Source organism: Corynebacterium sp. AOP36-E1-14, from assembly GCF_052377495.1.
Lineage (GTDB): Bacteria > Actinomycetota > Actinomycetes > Mycobacteriales > Mycobacteriaceae > Corynebacterium.
Map to the genome: position 1 here is coordinate 47,257 of NZ_JBQSWV010000020.1, position 15,694 is coordinate 62,950.

Genomic DNA, 15,694 nt, shown 5'->3' on the forward strand with positions numbered 1-15,694 from the left:
GCTAGACCAGCTCTAGCGCCGGTCGGCGAGCCCGCGCAGTGCCGTGCGGTCCAGCTTGCCGTTGGGGCTGACCGGCAGGGCGTCGAGCACGGTGATCCGGGTGGGCACCATGTACTCGGGCACGTGCTGCGCCAGCTGCGCCGACAGGTCAGCGCCTGCCTCGGCATCCGAACCGTCGAGCACGACGAAGGCCAGCAGGGTGTCCGCCCCGGCCCGGTTCACGGCCACGGCACCGGCCTGGCGCACCCCGTCGAGCTCACGCAGACGCGACTCGACCTCGCCGAGCTCCACACGGTTGCCGCGGATCTTCACCTGGTCGCCGATGCGCCCCAGGAACTGCAGCATGCGGCTGCCGTCGACCTCGGTCCAGGAGACCACGTCGCCGGTGCGGTACATCCGCCCGCCGTCGACCTGCGGCTCCAGCGACTCCACGAAGACCTGCGAGCTCAGCTCGGCGCGTCCGAAGTAGCCGCCACCGACCTGCGGCCCGGAGATGCACAGCTCTCCGGGACGCGACCAGCTGTTTTCTCCGTTCCCGTTGGCCCCACCGTTCCCGGACGGGTCGACCTCGACACCGTCCTCGTCGATGACGTAGACGCCCACGTTGTCCTCGGGCAGGCCCAGCAGGCTGGCACGGTCGTCGAAGTCCGCGGCGGCCACGAGCTCGTCGGTGTACTCCACCCACGTCACGTCCATCGCCGCCTCGGTGGGACCGTAGAGCCCGTGCACGCGGCAGCCGATGCCGTCGCGGGCGCGCCGCACCACGTCGGCCGGTACCGCCTCGCCGCCGAGCAGCAGGTGACGGATGTTCGACAGCGACGACAGGGGGGTGCCGAAGTCGTCGAGGACGTCGAGCAGCACCCGCATCAGCGACGGCACCATCGACAGCACGGTGACCTCGTGCACGGAGATCATCTGCACCATCGTGTCCACGTCACCGGGCCACCACTCGGGACCGGGCACGGCCACGGTGCCGCCGGTGGCCAGCGGGCCGAGCAGCTCGGCCACGCCGACGTCGAAGCCGACGGGCGCCTTCTGCAGCATCCGGATCGGGGTCCCGGCGCCGTCGCCGGCACCTGCGCCCATGACCCGCCCCATCCACTGGAAGTGCGCGGCCACGCCGATGTGCGTGTTCAACGCGCCCTTGGGTGTGCCGGTCGTTCCGGAGGTGTAGATCAGGTAGCAGTGGTCGGTGGGGGTCACCGGACGCGACTGCTCGGAGGGGTCGAAGGACGCGCCGGACGCAGCGGCGTCCGCGGCATCAGTGGCGTCGCTGAGGAACCGTCGTCCCAGAGCGGAGTCGTCGGTGACGGTCCCGCCCGGCAGCGCCACGTCCTGCGTGCCGTCCTGCCGGGGCAGCGACGCCCCGCCGAGGGCGAAGGCGGCGGCGGGGGCGCAGTCCTCGAGGATGAAGGCGACGCGTTCGTGCGGGTAGGACGCGTCGACGGGGACGTAGACCGCGCCGGCGCGGATCACGCCGGCGGCGACGACGGGCAGCCACCCGCAGCGGTGGGCGAGCACCACGACCCGGTCGCCGGTGCCGATGCCGTTGGCGCGCAGGTGGCGGGCCACGGCGCTGGACCTGCGGTCCAGCTCGGCGTAGGTCAGCGTCCCGCCGTCGCCGATCACGGCGGTGGCGTCGCCACCGGTGGTGAGCGTGTCGTGCAGCAGCGCGTCCAGGGTGGACGGTTCGATGGGGGCGGCGGGGCCGAAGCGCAGGTCGCCGTCACGGCCGGTGTACGGGCGCACGGTGTCGGGTGCGGTCACAGAGTGGTCCTTTCGGGACGGGAGGGGGCGTGTCGCAGGGACTCCGGGTCCGGGGCGCAGCCGGCGCCGAGGCCGGCCAGGACACGGTCGGAGAGTTCGCCGAGGCAGCTCAGGTTGGCCAGGCCGGGGCCCTGGTGCCAGCCGGAGACCGTGGGCAGGAACAGGGTGGGGTCCATACCGGTCAGGGAGAGGTCGGCGCCGATGCGGTCCATCACGCCGGACGGGGTGACCGCCCCGCCGCAGGCACCGATGAGCCGGGCGACGACCTGGTCGTTCATCATGCGGGTGAACCACAACGGCGAGTTGCCGCGGGCGTCGACGACGAGGTCGACGAGCTCGGTACGGTCACCGATCTGCACCTCGGCCATCCCGTTGCCGCCGCCCCCGCCGCCCCCGCCGCCCCCGCCGTCCCTGCCGTACACGCCGGTGACGCGCCCGCGGACGTGGTTGACCCGGTCCTCGGCCATGAGCTTCTCCTGCACCTGGGCGGAGAACACGCCGCGGTCGCACCGGTTGATCACGTCGGCGCGGTCGGACTCGTCCAGGCTCGACCACAGGCGCGGGTCGGTGTAGAGCTCGTTCTCGAAGGAGCCCTCGGCGCGGGTGAAGATCGTGGGCGTGGGGGAGATGACGGCGATGTCGACCACGTCGTGGCCGATGAGTTCCTCCACGACGCTGGCCGCGGTCTCCCCGCCGCCGATCACCGCCACCCGGGAGGCCGGGGGCAGCTGGGCCGACGACACCGCCTGCCAGAACCCTGCCACGGAGTACACCGTGGGCAGCGGGGCGATGCGTCGGTCGGAACGTCCCGGGCCGGTGAGCATCAGGGCGTCGGCCTCCAGTCGTGAGGTCGTGCCGTCGATCCGGTCGACCGACAGTGACCAGCCCGAGCTGCCCGAGCCGTCCCGCAGGCCCAGGCGGGTGACCTGGCCGTTGACCAGCGTCATGTGGGATCGTGCGGCGACCCAGCGCAGGTAGTCGGCCCACAGGTAGTGCCGGGGGTTGGGGTGGCCGTGGTCGACCCACCAGGCGTAACGGTCGGTGGCGACCAGGAAACTCGTCCAGCTGACGTCGAGCAGTGCGCGGTCGACCGCGCGGTTCGCCTCCTGTCCTGTGCCATTTCCTGTGCCATTTCCTGGACCCTGCCCTGCGATGCGGGTGCGGTAGGGGAATCCGACGTCCTTGGTGGGGGACGTGCCAAGCTGGTGGCGTCCGTCCGTCCATCCGCCGCCGGCGCGCCAGTTGCCACCCACCCCCTGGTGGTCGACGACGGTGATCGTCGGTGCCGGCAGGCCGAGGCTTCGCAGGGCGTGAGCCTTGGCCTGGACGGCGACCGCCTTGGGCCCGGCGCCGAGGATGACGAGTGAAGGGTTCGACACTGTGAGGGGTGCTCCTGTCGTTGGGCGACGATGGATGTCAGACTGTTCCTGTGGCACGCTACTCTGTCACGGCAGCCCTTATCAAAGGGTAGGAATCCCTAAGTATCATATCTGCGGCATGACCAGCAGGAGAAGGCAGGAACTGTGACCGAGAAGAACCTCATCGATGATCGAGACACAGGAACGGACCTCAGCGTGCTGCACCGGCTGCGCACCGACCTCCCCGACAGCGAGTACCTGGACTCCGCACCGCAGATCCCGGTCGAGTACCGCACCGGAGGCGCCGGATCGGGCACCGACGGCATCACCCTGCGCGTGGCGGACCCGGACACGGACGCGCAGATGGTCTCTGAGTGGATGAACCGCCCCCACCTCGTGGAGACCTGGGACCAGGCCTGGCCGGCGCAGCAGTGGGCGGCGGACTGGACAGCGAAGCTCTCCACCACCTACGCCGTCCCCCTGATCCTGTCCTACGAGGGGCCGGACGGTCCGACGGACGTCGGCTACATGGAGATCTACCGGCCGCGCCGCGACGAGATCGGCATGGCCTACGCCTCCGAACCCCACGACCTGGGCTTCCACGTGGCCGTCGGCGAGGCGACGTTGACGGGCAAGGGCATCTTCGGCCCCTTCGTCGGGGCGTTCGCCGACCGGCTGCTGCAGTCCGACCCGGAGTGCCGGCTGGTGATGGCCGAGCCGGACGTCTCCAACCACCGGGTGCACCGGGTGATGAGCCGGGGCGGCGGGGTGGACGCCGGGCAGTGGCAGCAGCGTGCGGACCGTCGGGTGCGCCTGTTCTTCTGGCCGGGTGCCGGCGTGGACCCGCGGTCCCGCCTGCTCGGCGACCCTCAGGACGGCGACCTGGCGTAGGCACGCCCGCTGGTGGCTGGTCAGCCGGTGATCAGCCGGCCGGTCACGCCGCTACCGACCCGCCCGGAGCGTCCGCCCGTGGCCTTCGGGTCGGTGACCCCGGGCAGACGCACCAGCGTGGTGCCGCCGGGGTGGGTGGACTGCAGCCGTTTGACCACCTCGAAACCGTTGACCTCGGGCAGCCGGGACAGGTCCACGGTGCGGTCGGCGGTGAGCGACCCCCGGCCGAAGAGGTTGATCGAGGTCGCCGGAACGGGTGTCGCGGTTTCCGTGACCCCGGCCTCGATGAGCCGTGCCAGGGCGGACAGGCTGATCAGCGCCTGCTCCAGGTGCGGCCAGATGAGTTCGCCACCGGCACCGCCATGTTCGTCGACCACCGTCACCCGCGCCAGACGCTGGGTCCCCAGGATCACGTGCGGCACCCCGTCGACCGGACGCACCGGCCCGGACACCGACACCTTCGCCGCGCTGACCTCCACCGTCGCCGCCGGTACAGCGCCGGACGCTGCATCGGTCGTTGCGCCGCCGCGCAGCGCGTCGCGCACGTGCGTCAGCGTGGCCAGCACGGCCGGGCCGCCGGTGAGCAGTGATGCACCGTCCAGCCCGGGCGGCGCGGCGACCCCGTACTGGCGGTCAAGGCGTCCGACGGTACGACCCACGCCGGGCGTCAACGGCGAGGTCCGCCCGCGGGCACGCAGCGCCACCGGGGCGTCCGGCATCCCGGCGGACGCGCGGGCCAGCAGGACCGCGGCGAGCATGATCTCGTCGTGGCTCACCCCGAGTTGGGCGGGGAGCAGTTCGAGCAGGGCGTCGGCGTCGCTGACGTCGAAGGTCTTGTACGTCGACGGCCCGCCCCCGTCGAACGGTGCAGGCGGGTCCATCTGCGCCTGCGGACCCCAGTCGCCCGCCGGGGCGACCGCGTGACCTCCCAGCAGGGACCGGGCGTCGGCGACGAGGGTGGCCCAGGACTCCGCGTCCACGATCCCGCGGTACACGCACAGCAGCAGCCGCGCCGGCGAGAGCAGACTGACCCGCCACACCTGCCCGGACGCCGGGTCGAGGGACGCGGCGAGCGCGCCGGGGCCCGTGCGCTCCTCGGCGATCACGTCGCCCGGGGCGAAGGAGGCCTGTTCGGGTACGGTGCACGTCCCGTCCGGCGCCACGACCGCGCGCAGCGCCCCGTGGGTGTCCATCAGCCCGGCGACGAGGAAGCGCAGGTCGGCGTCCTCAATGCCTTCGGAACCCCCACCGCCCCCGTCGGTGTCGAGCGTCGTCCAGTAGACGGCGGAGGGCGGTACCGGCGGGACGCTGAAAGTCATGCCCCGCAGGTTACCGGTCGCCCCCGCTCACAGCCGGGGCCCGGGTGTGGGGTCCTCGCCGGTGAGCGCGGCACGGCCGAGGACGACGAGTTTGTCGCGGCGTCGTTCGTGCAGGGTGTGGGTGCGTAGGTCGCGCCAGTGCCGCGCCAGGTCCCCGCCGTCGCCCACACCGGGGCCGGTCACCCCGCGGGTGCCGGTGAGTTCGAAGAGGCGGGACGCCAGGTCGACGGTGAGCCGTCCGGTCGTCGTCTTCGCCGCGGCGACCGCGAGCGACGCGGCGGCGGACACATCGCCCGCGGCGCCCTGCGCCCAGGCGTCGTCGACGGCGCGTCCGGCCTTCTCCAGGACGGCTTCGGCGGCGAACTGGGCGGCGACGAGGTCGCCGGCCAGGTGGGCGGTCACGGGGTCGGGGCCGGACGCGCCAGCAGCGCCGTCGCGGCTGAGCGCGAGGGCGGCGTCCAGCGCGGCACCGGAGATGCCGACGTCGATGGCGGTGTGCAGCAGCTGGGCGAAGGCACCGTAGGCGGGCGGGCCCGATGCCGTGTCGAAGGCACGCACGGCCTCCGGCGGGACGGCGACATTGTCGAGGACCACGGTGCCCGAGGCGGTGAACTCCTGGCCGAGCGGTGAGTGCTCGCCCCAGTCGTCGAGGACGCGGATGCCGGCCGTGTCGGCGGGCAGGAAGACGACCAGGGACTGGTGGTCCTCGCCGGGACGTCGGGCGGTGACGGCGAGCACGTCGGCGTAGGCGGAGCCGGTGCAGAAGATCTTCTCCCCGGTGAGGCGTCCGTCCTGCAGGACGGTGGGTGCGCGTTCGGCCTGGGCGTTGGCGACCAGCGTACCGTCGAGCAGGAGGTCGGCCCAGCGGCGTTCGGCGTGCGGGTGGGTGCCGGTGAACAGCCAGCGGGTGAAGACGACGTGGCTCTGCGGGATCTGCCCGAGCGAGCCGTCGCCGGAGGCGAGGATGCGCAGGACCTCGGCGATCACCGAGGCCGGCAGCTCGGGCCCGCCCAGGCGGGCGGGCACCGTGGCGGCGAGCAGGCCGGACGCCCGCAGCCGCTCGACCGCGTCGGCAACGAGCGCCTGACGCGGCTGCTGCGGCTGACGCGTCCCGCTGCTACGCGGGGACATCTGCGGGGTGGGCGGCACGCAACGGCTGGATGATCTCGGTGCCGAAACGCTCGACCTCCTCCTGGAAGTGCAGGTAACCGGTGAGTACGAGGTCCACGCCGATGCGGCGCAGCCCGTCGATGCGTTCCTCGATCTGCTCGTGGGTGCCGATCAGGCCGGTGCGGAAACCGTCGTTGTACTGCACCAGGTCCTCCACGGTGGAGTTGGCCCACATGCCCTGGCCGTCGGCGGTGGACTGGCCGGCCTGCTTCACCGACTGGCGGAAGCCCTCCACGGCGGGACGGCTGGCGTTGTCGACGATGTGACGCAGCTTGTCGTGCGCCTGCTTCTCGGTGTCCTCCAGGATGACGAAGGCGTTGACGCCGATCTTCGTCTCGCGGCCGGCGGCCTCGGCGTGGTGGCGGACCTTGTCGATCTGGGCGGCGAGTTCGTCGACGGGGGCGCCGTTGATGAAGTACCAGTCGGCGTGGCGTCCGCCGTTGGCCTGCGCGGCGGTGGAGTTGCCGCCCTGGAACAGTTCGGGGGCGACCTGCGGCCGTGGGCTGATGGCGTAGTCGTGCAGGCGGTAGAAGTCGCCCTGGAAGTCCGCCGGGGACTCGGTGAAGATCGCACGCAGGACCTGCAGGAACTCCGCGGAGCGGCGGTAGCGTTCATCGTGCTCCAGCCAGGGTTCGCCGAACTTCTGGAACTCGTCCTTCAGCCAGCCGGAGACGACGTTGAGCGCGAAGCGTCCGCCGTGGATCTCGCTGGCGGTGGTGGCGAGGTTGGCCAGCACCGCGGGCTGCCAGAAGCCGGGGTGGACCGCGGCGATGACCTTGAGCCGTTCGGTGGCCTCGAGCAGTGCCAGGGAGAAACTGACGGACTCGTGCTGGGACTCCGCGCCGTAGGAGCCGAGGTAGCGGACCTGGGTGAGGGCGTAGTCGAAGCCGACCTGCTCGGCGGTGCGCGCGAGGGTGCGGTTGTAGTCGATGCCCCAGTCGGTGCGTTGCTCGACCTCGGAGACCACCAGGCCGCCGGAGACGTTCGGTGTCCAGTAGGCGAACTGGAGGTCCTGGGGTGCAGGAGTGGTGGCGGTGGACATGGGTGCGTCTCCTTATCTCGGGTTGCTCAGAGTTCGCCGACGACGGTGACCTGGGAGCCGTGGAACACCAGCGGTACCTCGGAGGGGGCCTCCTCGCTGACGCGGTCGATCTGCAGCACGGCGGTGACGTGGTCGCCGGTGTCGTACTCGTTGACGATGTGGCCGGTGAGGTGGACGACGGCGTCGTCGACGAGCACGGCGTCGCGGTCGGTGCTCCAGCCGACGCTGTCGAAACGCTTCTCGACGGGGCCGGCGAGCTGGCGGACATGGGCCTGGTGGGCGCGGGTGAGCACGGAGATGCCGAGGTGCTCGGCGTTGCGCAGCAGCGGCCAGGTCCGGGAGCTCTTCTGCACGCTGACCGCCACGAGTGCGGGGTCCAGCGAGAGCCCCACGTAGGAGCCGACGATCAGGCCGACGGGGTGGCCGTCTACGACGGCGGCGACGGTGGTGATGGGTGTGGGGATCGACGCCCACGCACTGCGCAGCGCGGTGGGGTCGGCCGCTGCGGTGTGGGTGGCGGTGTGGGTGCTGAGCGAGGACGTCACGGTGGTTCTCCTGACGGGGGATGGTGTGTGGGGGATGGTCTCAACGTGCGACGACCCCGAGTAGACCATGTGGTCTGTTCTCGGGGCCATGATTCGCCAAAGGGGTGAATGGAAGGTCTGTGGCGTGACGACCCCGCGCCGCGTGCCGGATTCGCCGTGCTCGTGGCACGGGAAGGCCGAAACCGGCACGGCGCGCGGGGTTCGTCTCTGCAGGGGTTCCCGCCGAGGTCCGCAGCGCGGCCGGTCTGGACTATCCGCCGTGGTTCACACCGCGCACCCCGGCGCTCCAGGCGTAGGGCAGCGTGGTGCCGTCGCCGGTCAGGGCGTAGCGTCCGAGGGCCTGCTGCTTGTACACCGCCGGGTTGTGCACGGCCAGGGTGCGCGCGTTGCGCCAGTGCCTGTCGAGGTTCAACGTGTCGGACGCCAGGGACGCCCCGCCGGTCTCGAAGATCTCGGTCACCGCGTCCAGCACCAGCGGGATCAACGACACCTGCGCCCGGGCGGCGGCGCGTTCGGCGGCGTCGATCTGCGCGTCGGGGCCGTTGAAGGCCACCGCCACCGCCTCGGCGACGGCCAGGGTGGTGGCGCGGGCGGTGAACGCCGCGGCGTCCACCCGGCCCAGCACCGCCTGCACCAGCGGATCCTCACGCGGGACGTCGGCCGGTGCGTGGGTGTAGGTGCGGTCGCGGGCCAGGACGCGGTCGCGGGCGTCGTCGGCGGCGCGCCGGGCGATGCCCGCCAGCGCGGCGAGGTGGAACAGCTGCAGGTAGGACGTGTCGGGCGTCCTGCCACCGGTGCCGTAGCCGCGCGGCGCGACGTCGTCGGGGTCCACGGTGACGTTGTCGAAGATGGTGGTGCCCGAGCCGGTCAGGCGTTGACCGAAGCCGTCCCAGTCGTCGATCTGGTGCACCCCGGCGGCGGTGACGGGCACCGTGGCGGTGAACCGCTCACCGTCCAGGTCGGCGGCGACCACGATCCGGTCGGCGAACAGGCTGCCGGTGCTGTAGTACTTCGTGCCGTTGAGCAGGTAGTCGCCGGTGCCGTCCTGCCTGGTCAGCCTGGTCTGGTAACGCTCGGCGGCACCGACGCCGCGCTCGGAGATCGCGTTGCCGAACAGGACACCGTCCACCACGTCGCTGAGGTTCTTCTCGGCGGCGGAGGCGGCAGACGCATCAGGGCCGCCCAGCGCGGCGAGGAACCCCTCCACGGAAAAGAAGTGCACCCGCAGCGCCTGGGTGAGGTTGGGGTCGGCGGCGGCGAGGTCGATGAGCAGGGAGAACGTCTGGGGCAGTGAGGCGCCGAAGCCGCCGCGGTCGACGGGCACACGCAGCGTCCCGAAGCCGGAGTCGCGCAGCAGACGGATGCCCTCGGTGGGCAGTTCGCGCCGGGCGTCGCGGTCGGCGGCGCCCTCGGCGATGCGCTCGAAGGCCGGACGGAAGACCTCGGCGAGCTGCTCGTCGCTGGGTGCCGAACTGCTCGGGGAACTGCTCGGGGCGGTGGGGGAGACAGGGGAGATGGTCATGATCGGACTCCTTCGGTGCGGGGGAGGTGGCTGGTTCGTGCGGCGTGGGCGGGGTGGTTGTCGGGGACGCGGTCGCCGCGGCGGAAGAGGGTGTCGCGCAGGGTGGTCGGGGTGGTGGGGTGCTCGCGCGGGTAGCGTCCGCGGTCCTGCAGGACGGGAACCACGTGCTCGATGACGTCGCGGAAGGTGCCCGGGGTGACGGCGTAGGCGAGGTTGAAACCGTCCACCCCGGTGGCGGTGACCCAGTCCTCCAGCTCGTCGGCGACGCTCTCCCCGGATCCCACGACGACGGGACCGAGCCCGGCGATGCCGCCGAACTCCGCGAGGTCGCGCACCGTCCAGCCGCCGGTACCGCTCCCGGTACTGCTCCCGCTGGCCTGCTGGAATGCGGCGACCGCGGACTGGATCGCGTTCGAGGAGGCCGCCGGGCCCAGGTCGGTCAGTGGTGCGTCCAACCCCACCTCGGCGAAGTCCACGCCCATCCACCCGGACATCAGCACCAGGGACCCCTCCGGGTCCACGTAGTTGCGGTACTCGGTGGCTTTGGCCTGCGCCAGCTCGTCGGTCTCGTCGGTGATCACCGTGAGCAGCGCGTAGATGACCACGTCCTGCCGGGAGCGTCCGGCGGCCTGAAGCTTGGCGGTGAGGTTGTCGACCACCGCGGCGAGCGTCTCCTTCGTCGGCGCGGCGACGAACACGGCCTCGGCTTGGGTGGCGGCGAAGGTGCTGCCGCGGTCGGACGCCCCGGCCTGGAAGACCACCGGCGTGCGCTGCGGCGACGGCGCGGAGACGTGCACGCCCGGCACGGTGTAGTGCTCACCGTGGTGGTTGATCGGGTGCACCTTGGCAGGGTCGGTGTAGACACCGGTCAGCGGGTCGGCGCGCACCGCGTCGTCCTCCCAGGAACCCTCCCAGAGCGTGTAGAGCACCTCCAGGTACTCGTCGGCGTGGTCGTAGCGGGCGTCGTGCTCGAAGGTGTCGAGCTGGCCGTGCGACTGGGTGTTCTGCGCCGCCGAGGGCAGGTAGCCGGTCACCACGTTCCAGCCCAGGCGTCCGTTGGTGAGGTGGTCGAGGGTGCTGGCCCGACGGGCGAAGGGCACGGGGTGCTCGAAGGCGGTGCCGGTGGTCAGCCCGAAGCCGAGGTGCGTCGTCACCGTCGCCATCGCGGCGACGAGCGGCAGCGGGTCGGTGACGGGCACCTGCGCGCCGGCGCGCAGCGCCGCGTCCGGCGACGCCCCGTAGAGGTCGTACACGCCGAGCACGTCGGCGAGGAAGACGCCGTCGAACAGGCCGTCCTCCAGCGTGCGGGCCAGGTCGGTCCAGTAGCTCAGGTCGGTGTAGCGGTGCGACTCGTCGTCCGGGTGCCGCCACAGCCCCGGCGACTGGTGCACCACGCAGCTCATGTCGAAGGCGTTGAACCGGATGCGCCCGCCGCTCATGCCGCCACCTCGCGGAAGGACGCCACGAGCTCGCGCACGTCACCGGCGGTGCGCAGGCGCAGCGCCGGCGACGGGTCGGAGAAGAGGCTGAACAGGGCGCTCGCCGCCGCCGGGTCGCCGGGGGAGGAGGTGAAGAACTCCTGGGCGACCTCGGCGTACTCCGGGTCTCCGAGGAACAGCGAGGTCACCGCCACACCGGCCGCGGCGTGGTTGTCCCAGTGCGCCTCGAAGAGGTCGGTGAGCAGGGCCTCGTCCCAGGCCTCGTTTCTGTTGAGCGCCTCGCGCAGCCCGTCGCGCAGGGCGGCGACCTGGTAGGTGCCCAGCTGCGCGCCCTGCCCGGCGATGGGGTCCACGGCCACGGAGGTGTCGCCGAGGGTCGCCACCAGGTGGCCGCCGGACGTGTGGGCGGTGGGGCGACGCACCCGCGGGGTCACCGCGCCCTTCAGCCAGGAGTGCGGGTCGGAGTCCAGCGGACGCAGGGAGTCGAGGTCGTCGGCGACGTCCGGGAACACGCGGTGGTGCAGGTCCTGCAGGACGTCCAGGGCCGTGTCCGCGTCCACCGCCGAGCGGAACGCCTCCTCGGTGGCGGTGCCGGGGCGCGCCCAGGCGAGGATGACCCAGGTGTCTGGTTCCCCGTCCTTGTGCAGTTGCGGGCCCACGAACACCTCGCCCTCCTCGTGCAGCGAGAGCAGACCGCCGGGCACCGTGCTGCCGCGTCCGGCGAAGACGTGGTCGGCCGGCAGGCCCAGGGCGGCGACGGTGAGCAGGTAGCGCTGGGCGGAGTCGTAGGGGGTGCGGTCGGCGTCGGTGTCGAAGATATCGGCGAGCCCGGCCTTGCCCGTGGCCACGAACGTGAGGTCGTGGTCGGCGGCCACGGCGTCCAACGAGTCGGCGGTGACGTCCTCGACGATGAAGCGGCTGCGTTCGTTCGCCTCGGCGAGGAATTCGCCGAGCCGGTCGTCGGCGCGCAGGCGGGGGTCTACCGACTGCGCCTCGTAGGTGAACCCGGCGGTGAAGGACGCCTCGGGCGGCGCCCCGGCGATGCCGACGGAACTCGCGCTGAAGTGGGCGGCGGCATCGGTGGCGGGATCGCCGGCGGTACCGGCGTAGCGGTCGGTCGTGATGGTGCGGTCGGGGGTGCGCGAAGCGCCGAAGAGGATCGCGGTACCGGTGGCCGGCACCTCGTCGCGCAGCTCGGAGCGGGTGCGGTTGCTGTAGAGGTCCACCGCCCAGCCCTCGCGGTGGAAGGCCAGGGCGGCGTTGACGCCGGCGAGGCCCGCGCCGATGATCGCGATGGATGGGGTGCTGTTGGTGTCGTGTGTGCTTGTCATGCCCCGGAACCGTAGGGTGCCGCCCGCGGGGTCCGACACCCTTCGCCACGATGCGTGGCGAACCCTTGACCGGGGACGACGCGGCACGGTAGAAGGCAGGGCAGGTGCGTCTACACGTGCCCGGTGTCCTGCGCGCGGCGGGTGGGGAGTAGGTTTGCAGGGGTTCTGACGGGCGCTTATGGTTCGTCGGGTATCAGCGCGCAGTTCTTGAGCAGGAGGTTTTCGACGGTGGCGGACGACAGGCAGGGTGGTGACCGGACGCAGAGGCGCGGCAGGCTGCCCGGCGGGCCGGTGATCCCGGTGGTGCTGGCGTTCGTCGCCGTGGCCGTCGCCGCGGTGAACCTGCGTGCCGGCATCGCCTCGCTCGGCCCGGTGCTCTCCGACGTGCTCGACGCCTACGGCACCTCCAGCTCGTACGCCGGGCTGATCACCGCCCTGCCCGGGGTGCTCTTCGGCGTGATGGGCCTGTGCGCCGTCCCGTTGGCCCGACGCATGGGCCTGAGCCGCACCATCCTCGTCGGCATGGTCGTCTCCCTGGTCGGCCTGGTGGCACGCCCGTGGGTCGGCTCCATGGCCGTGTTCATCACCCTGACCGGCCTGGTCGTGGCGGGCATCGCGCTGGGCAACGTGCTGATCCCGGCGTGGGCGAAGAACTACGGCGGACGCCGCACGGTGGCGTTGATGACCGTCTACAGTGCCCTGCTCGGGGTGTCCGGCGCGGTGGGGCCGCTGTCGGCGCTGTGGTTCGACGGGGACGACGCCTGGCGTTGGGCGCTGTTCGTGTGGGCTTTCCTGTGCATGGCGCAGGTGCTGGTGTGGGTGGTCGTCGCCCTGCGCACCGGCTCGGACTTCCCCGGCGCGACGAAGAAGCAGGACGCACCGGACGCGGCGTCCGCGCCGTCCGACACGATCCCCTCGGCGCTGCCGCAGCCGACGGAGGAGGAGGTCGAGCGCCTGACGCGCACCTCGCTGTGGCGGTCGCCGACGGCGGTGTTCCTCACCCTGTTCTTCGGCGTACAGGCGATGAACGCCTACCTGCAGATGGGTTGGCTGCCGCAGATCTACGTGGACTCCGGGGTGTCGCGTGACGTGGGCAGTGTGGCGCTGGCGATGATCGGCGCCTTCAACATCCTCGGTGGCATCGTGATGCCCACCGTCATCGACCGGGCCCGTAGCCTCGCACCGTTCCCGCTGGTGTTCGCCCTGCTCTCCGCCGGCGGGTACCTGGGCGTGCTGCTCGCGCCGACGGCCGCGCCGCTGCTGTGGGCCGGGCTGCTGGGTCTGGGCGGGTTCTGCTTCCCGACGGCGATCGCGCTGATCACGGCGCGCAGCCGGTCCTCTCTGGTCACCGCCAGGCTGTCCGGGTTCGTGCAGCCGATGGGTTACTTCATCGCCGGCATCGGCCCGTTCGTGATCGGCCTGGTGCACGGGCACACCGGCGACTGGACGGGAATCCTCGTGGCCCTGGTGGTCATCGCCCTGCTGATGGGTGTGCTCGGCGTGCGCGCCGGCAAGAACACCCTCATCGACGACGAACTGCTCGCCACGCACTGGCGCGAGTACACGGGGCACTAGGGCTGGGGCGGGGGCCGGGCGCGGCTGAACGGGGGAGTGCGCGATCCGGCTACTCTAGTCGATATGTCAGAGACTACCCGCGCCGAGTACACACCATTCCCTTCCTTCGGGAAGTGGAGCGCCGCGGGGGGCTCGTACAGGGACCTTGACCGGGCGACGACACGTTTCGACCAGCTGAAGACCGATGTTTCGCAGGACGTGCTCGACAAGGCGCTTGAGACGGCCCGGAGAGCCGCCGCTGTCGACACGAACGCCATAGAGGGGATTTTCGCCACGGATCGCGGTTTCACCAGGACGGTGGCAGAGAAGGCGGGGTCTTGGGAACAAGCGATGGCGAACAGAGGCCCGCATGTCAGGCCTGCTTTCGAGGACACTCTCGCCGGGTTCGAGCTGATTCTGGACCGGATGACCGGGAAGCGTCCGGTGACCAGTCACTTCATCCGTGAACTCCATGAGACCATGCTTCGCAGTCAGCAGACCCACACAGTCTACGTTCCTGTCGAAGGCGCATTGATCAAGCAGGAACAGGCTCTACCGAAAGGTGAGTACAAGGCGCACGCCAACAGTCCGACCCGCTCAGATAATACTGTCCACGCCTACGCCTCACCAGAGGACACCGCCCCAGAAATGGAGCGGCTGATCGATGAGCTTCGGTCTGAGAGCTTCGCGAATGCTCACCCCGTCACCCAGGCCGCTTACGCCCATTACGGTTTCGTCTGCATCCACCCGTTCGCCGACGGGAACGGGAGGGTGGCGCGTGCCTTGGCAAGTGTGTACCTCTATCGCTCACCAGGGGTTCCCCTGGTGATCTACCAGGATCAGCGGACGGGCTACCTCGACGCCCTCGAGGCCGCGGATAAAGGACATCACCATTCCCTCATGCGGTTCATCGCTGAGCGGGCGACTGACACCGTCAACGTGATCATCGACGAACTCTCGGTGCCGCAGGGGGAGTCTGCCTCCGACCAGCTATCGTCACTACTTGCGGAAGGCGTACTCCCGGCAGAGGTGGCTGATGCTGCGGAGCGTCTCAAGGAACTTCTTGGCGAGGCACTACGGACCCGCATTGACATGCACGTCGACAAGCTCGGGCTTCCATTCCTGGTCCAAGGGCAAGTGTTCGGTACGCCCCCGGGGATCCCAGAGTGGTACCGGGCCATCGGCGATGACATGGCCACGAGCCTGACCGTGAGTACGAAGTCCCCCCACTCGCTCTTCGTTATCTGGTCCGCACTGATTTGCCGTCGGGGCGACGACACCGCGGAGTTCGACCTCGTCGCCGTAACCGGTACGGGCCGTCAGCTCGGTGTGTATCTCCGGGAGCTGCACCCTACGGTGAGCGAGAGTCTGCGACAGAGGGTCGGATTCTTCGCCGATGCGATGGTCGAGGAGTTCTTGGCTCGGGTCATCGAAAAGCTCCGGACCTCAGATCGGTAGGGGACGTGGGGAGGAGAAGTGGATAGCTCGGAGATCATCAACGGCCTTGAGGCGCTCCTGCGCGACCGGGTCCGGGACGGACGGTTGCCCGGTGCCTTCCACCGGGCTGACAGCAAGGCTGGTGTTGTCGCGTAGCCGGCGCAGAATCCTGTCGACGTCCAACTGAGTCGCGTCCATGCTCTACAACTTATACGGTTGTTCGCTTGAACCGAACGTTCACTAGGACCGAACACGGGTGCCCGAACTCACTCGGGCAGTGGTTGTTGGGCTCGCACTTTGAGGAGACAGGCGCCAGCAC

The 15,694-nt window shown here is 70.8% G+C and carries 13 protein-coding genes; 3 read left to right on the top strand and 10 right to left on the bottom strand.

Features of this window, described 5'->3' with window-relative positions:
• Positions 1 to 12 precede the first annotated feature (12 nt).
• Together ACT3TD_RS10295 and ACT3TD_RS10300 are read right to left on the bottom strand one after the other, a co-directional pair.
• Positions 13 to 1,767, bottom strand: coding sequence for an amino acid adenylation domain-containing protein (locus ACT3TD_RS10295; RefSeq protein WP_444614776.1), 1,755 nt, complete (start codon positions 1,765 to 1,767; stop codon positions 13 to 15).
• A complete protein-coding gene (locus tag ACT3TD_RS10300) occupies positions 1,764 to 3,146 on the bottom strand; it encodes a SidA/IucD/PvdA family monooxygenase (RefSeq protein ID WP_444614775.1) in 1,383 nt (460 codons plus the stop codon). Before ACT3TD_RS10300 ends, ACT3TD_RS10295 begins: the two co-directional genes overlap by 4 nt.
• Positions 3,147 to 3,290: 144 nt before the next feature.
• On the opposite strand from ACT3TD_RS10300, the gene ACT3TD_RS10305 reads away from it, so the two are divergent.
• Entirely contained in the window at positions 3,291 to 4,016 is a 726-nt protein-coding gene (locus ACT3TD_RS10305; RefSeq protein ID WP_444614774.1) for a GNAT family N-acetyltransferase, read from the top strand.
• A 20-nt stretch (positions 4,017 to 4,036) separates the two neighbouring features.
• On the opposite strand, the gene ACT3TD_RS10310 is transcribed toward ACT3TD_RS10305, so the two are convergent.
• The 7 genes from ACT3TD_RS10310 to ACT3TD_RS10340 form a co-directional block, all read right to left on the bottom strand.
• Positions 4,037 to 5,335, bottom strand: a complete 1,299-nt coding sequence (locus ACT3TD_RS10310; protein ID WP_444614772.1) for a hypothetical protein — start codon at positions 5,333 to 5,335, stop codon at positions 4,037 to 4,039.
• A gap of 27 nt (positions 5,336 to 5,362) precedes the next feature.
• Positions 5,363 to 6,484: an acyl-CoA dehydrogenase family protein gene (locus ACT3TD_RS10315; protein WP_444614771.1), complete on the bottom strand. Its 1,122-nt coding sequence runs from the start codon at positions 6,482 to 6,484 to the stop codon at positions 5,363 to 5,365.
• Positions 6,453 to 7,547, bottom strand: a complete 1,095-nt coding sequence (sfnG, locus tag ACT3TD_RS10320; RefSeq protein WP_444614770.1) for a dimethylsulfone monooxygenase SfnG — start codon at positions 7,545 to 7,547, stop codon at positions 6,453 to 6,455. Before sfnG ends, ACT3TD_RS10315 begins: the two co-directional genes overlap by 32 nt.
• Before the next feature lie 26 nt (positions 7,548 to 7,573).
• On the bottom strand, positions 7,574 to 8,092 hold the full coding sequence (locus tag ACT3TD_RS10325) for a flavin reductase family protein (protein ID WP_444614769.1): 519 nt from the start codon (positions 8,090 to 8,092) through the stop codon (positions 7,574 to 7,576).
• Positions 8,093 to 8,342: 250 nt separating this feature from the next.
• Entirely contained in the window at positions 8,343 to 9,614 is a 1,272-nt protein-coding gene (locus ACT3TD_RS10330) for an acyl-CoA dehydrogenase (protein ID WP_444614768.1), read from the bottom strand.
• Positions 9,611 to 11,053, bottom strand: a complete 1,443-nt coding sequence (locus tag ACT3TD_RS10335) for an LLM class flavin-dependent oxidoreductase (RefSeq protein ID WP_444614767.1) — start codon at positions 11,051 to 11,053, stop codon at positions 9,611 to 9,613. The genes ACT3TD_RS10330 and ACT3TD_RS10335 overlap by 4 nt, the downstream gene beginning before the upstream one ends.
• Complete coding sequence (locus tag ACT3TD_RS10340; RefSeq protein ID WP_441579929.1) at positions 11,050 to 12,384, bottom strand: styrene monooxygenase/indole monooxygenase family protein; 1,335 nt, start codon at positions 12,382 to 12,384, stop codon at positions 11,050 to 11,052. Before ACT3TD_RS10340 ends, ACT3TD_RS10335 begins: the two co-directional genes overlap by 4 nt.
• Before the next feature lie 294 nt (positions 12,385 to 12,678).
• Here ACT3TD_RS10340 and ACT3TD_RS10345 point away from each other — a divergent pair, with 294 nt between their 5' ends.
• Together ACT3TD_RS10345 and ACT3TD_RS10350 are read left to right on the top strand one after the other, a co-directional pair.
• Entirely contained in the window at positions 12,679 to 13,959 is a 1,281-nt protein-coding gene (locus ACT3TD_RS10345; protein ID WP_444614798.1) for an MFS transporter, read from the top strand.
• 63 nt (positions 13,960 to 14,022) lie between these two features.
• Positions 14,023 to 15,396 carry a Fic family protein gene (locus tag ACT3TD_RS10350; RefSeq protein WP_444614766.1) on the top strand — a complete coding sequence of 458 codons (1,374 nt, stop codon included), beginning with the start codon at positions 14,023 to 14,025 and terminating at the stop codon, positions 15,394 to 15,396.
• Here the strand turns inward: ACT3TD_RS10350 and ACT3TD_RS10355 are convergent.
• Complete coding sequence (locus ACT3TD_RS10355) at positions 15,385 to 15,573, bottom strand: hypothetical protein (protein ID WP_444614765.1); 189 nt, start codon at positions 15,571 to 15,573, stop codon at positions 15,385 to 15,387. The two genes, ACT3TD_RS10350 and ACT3TD_RS10355, sit on opposite strands and share 12 nt — an antisense overlap.
• Positions 15,574 to 15,694: the final 121 nt, after the last annotated feature.

Excerpts from the sequence above, each read along its gene's own strand:
- ACT3TD_RS10310 (WP_444614772.1), bottom strand. The coding sequence starts at position 5,335 with ATGACTTTCAGCGTCCCGCCGGTACCGCCCTCCGCCGTCTACTGGACG.
- sfnG (WP_444614770.1), bottom strand. The coding sequence starts at position 7,547 with ATGTCCACCGCCACCACTCCTGCACCCCAGGACCTCCAGTTCGCCTAC.
- ACT3TD_RS10330 (WP_444614768.1), bottom strand. The coding sequence starts at position 9,614 with ATGACCATCTCCCCTGTCTCCCCCACCGCCCCGAGCAGTTCCCCGAGC.
- ACT3TD_RS10335 (WP_444614767.1), bottom strand. The coding sequence starts at position 11,053 with ATGAGCGGCGGGCGCATCCGGTTCAACGCCTTCGACATGAGCTGCGTG.
- ACT3TD_RS10340 (WP_441579929.1), bottom strand. The coding sequence starts at position 12,384 with ATGACAAGCACACACGACACCAACAGCACCCCATCCATCGCGATCATC.
- ACT3TD_RS10350 (WP_444614766.1), top strand. The coding sequence starts at position 14,023 with ATGTCAGAGACTACCCGCGCCGAGTACACACCATTCCCTTCCTTCGGG.
- ACT3TD_RS10355 (WP_444614765.1), bottom strand. The coding sequence starts at position 15,573 with ATGGACGCGACTCAGTTGGACGTCGACAGGATTCTGCGCCGGCTACGC.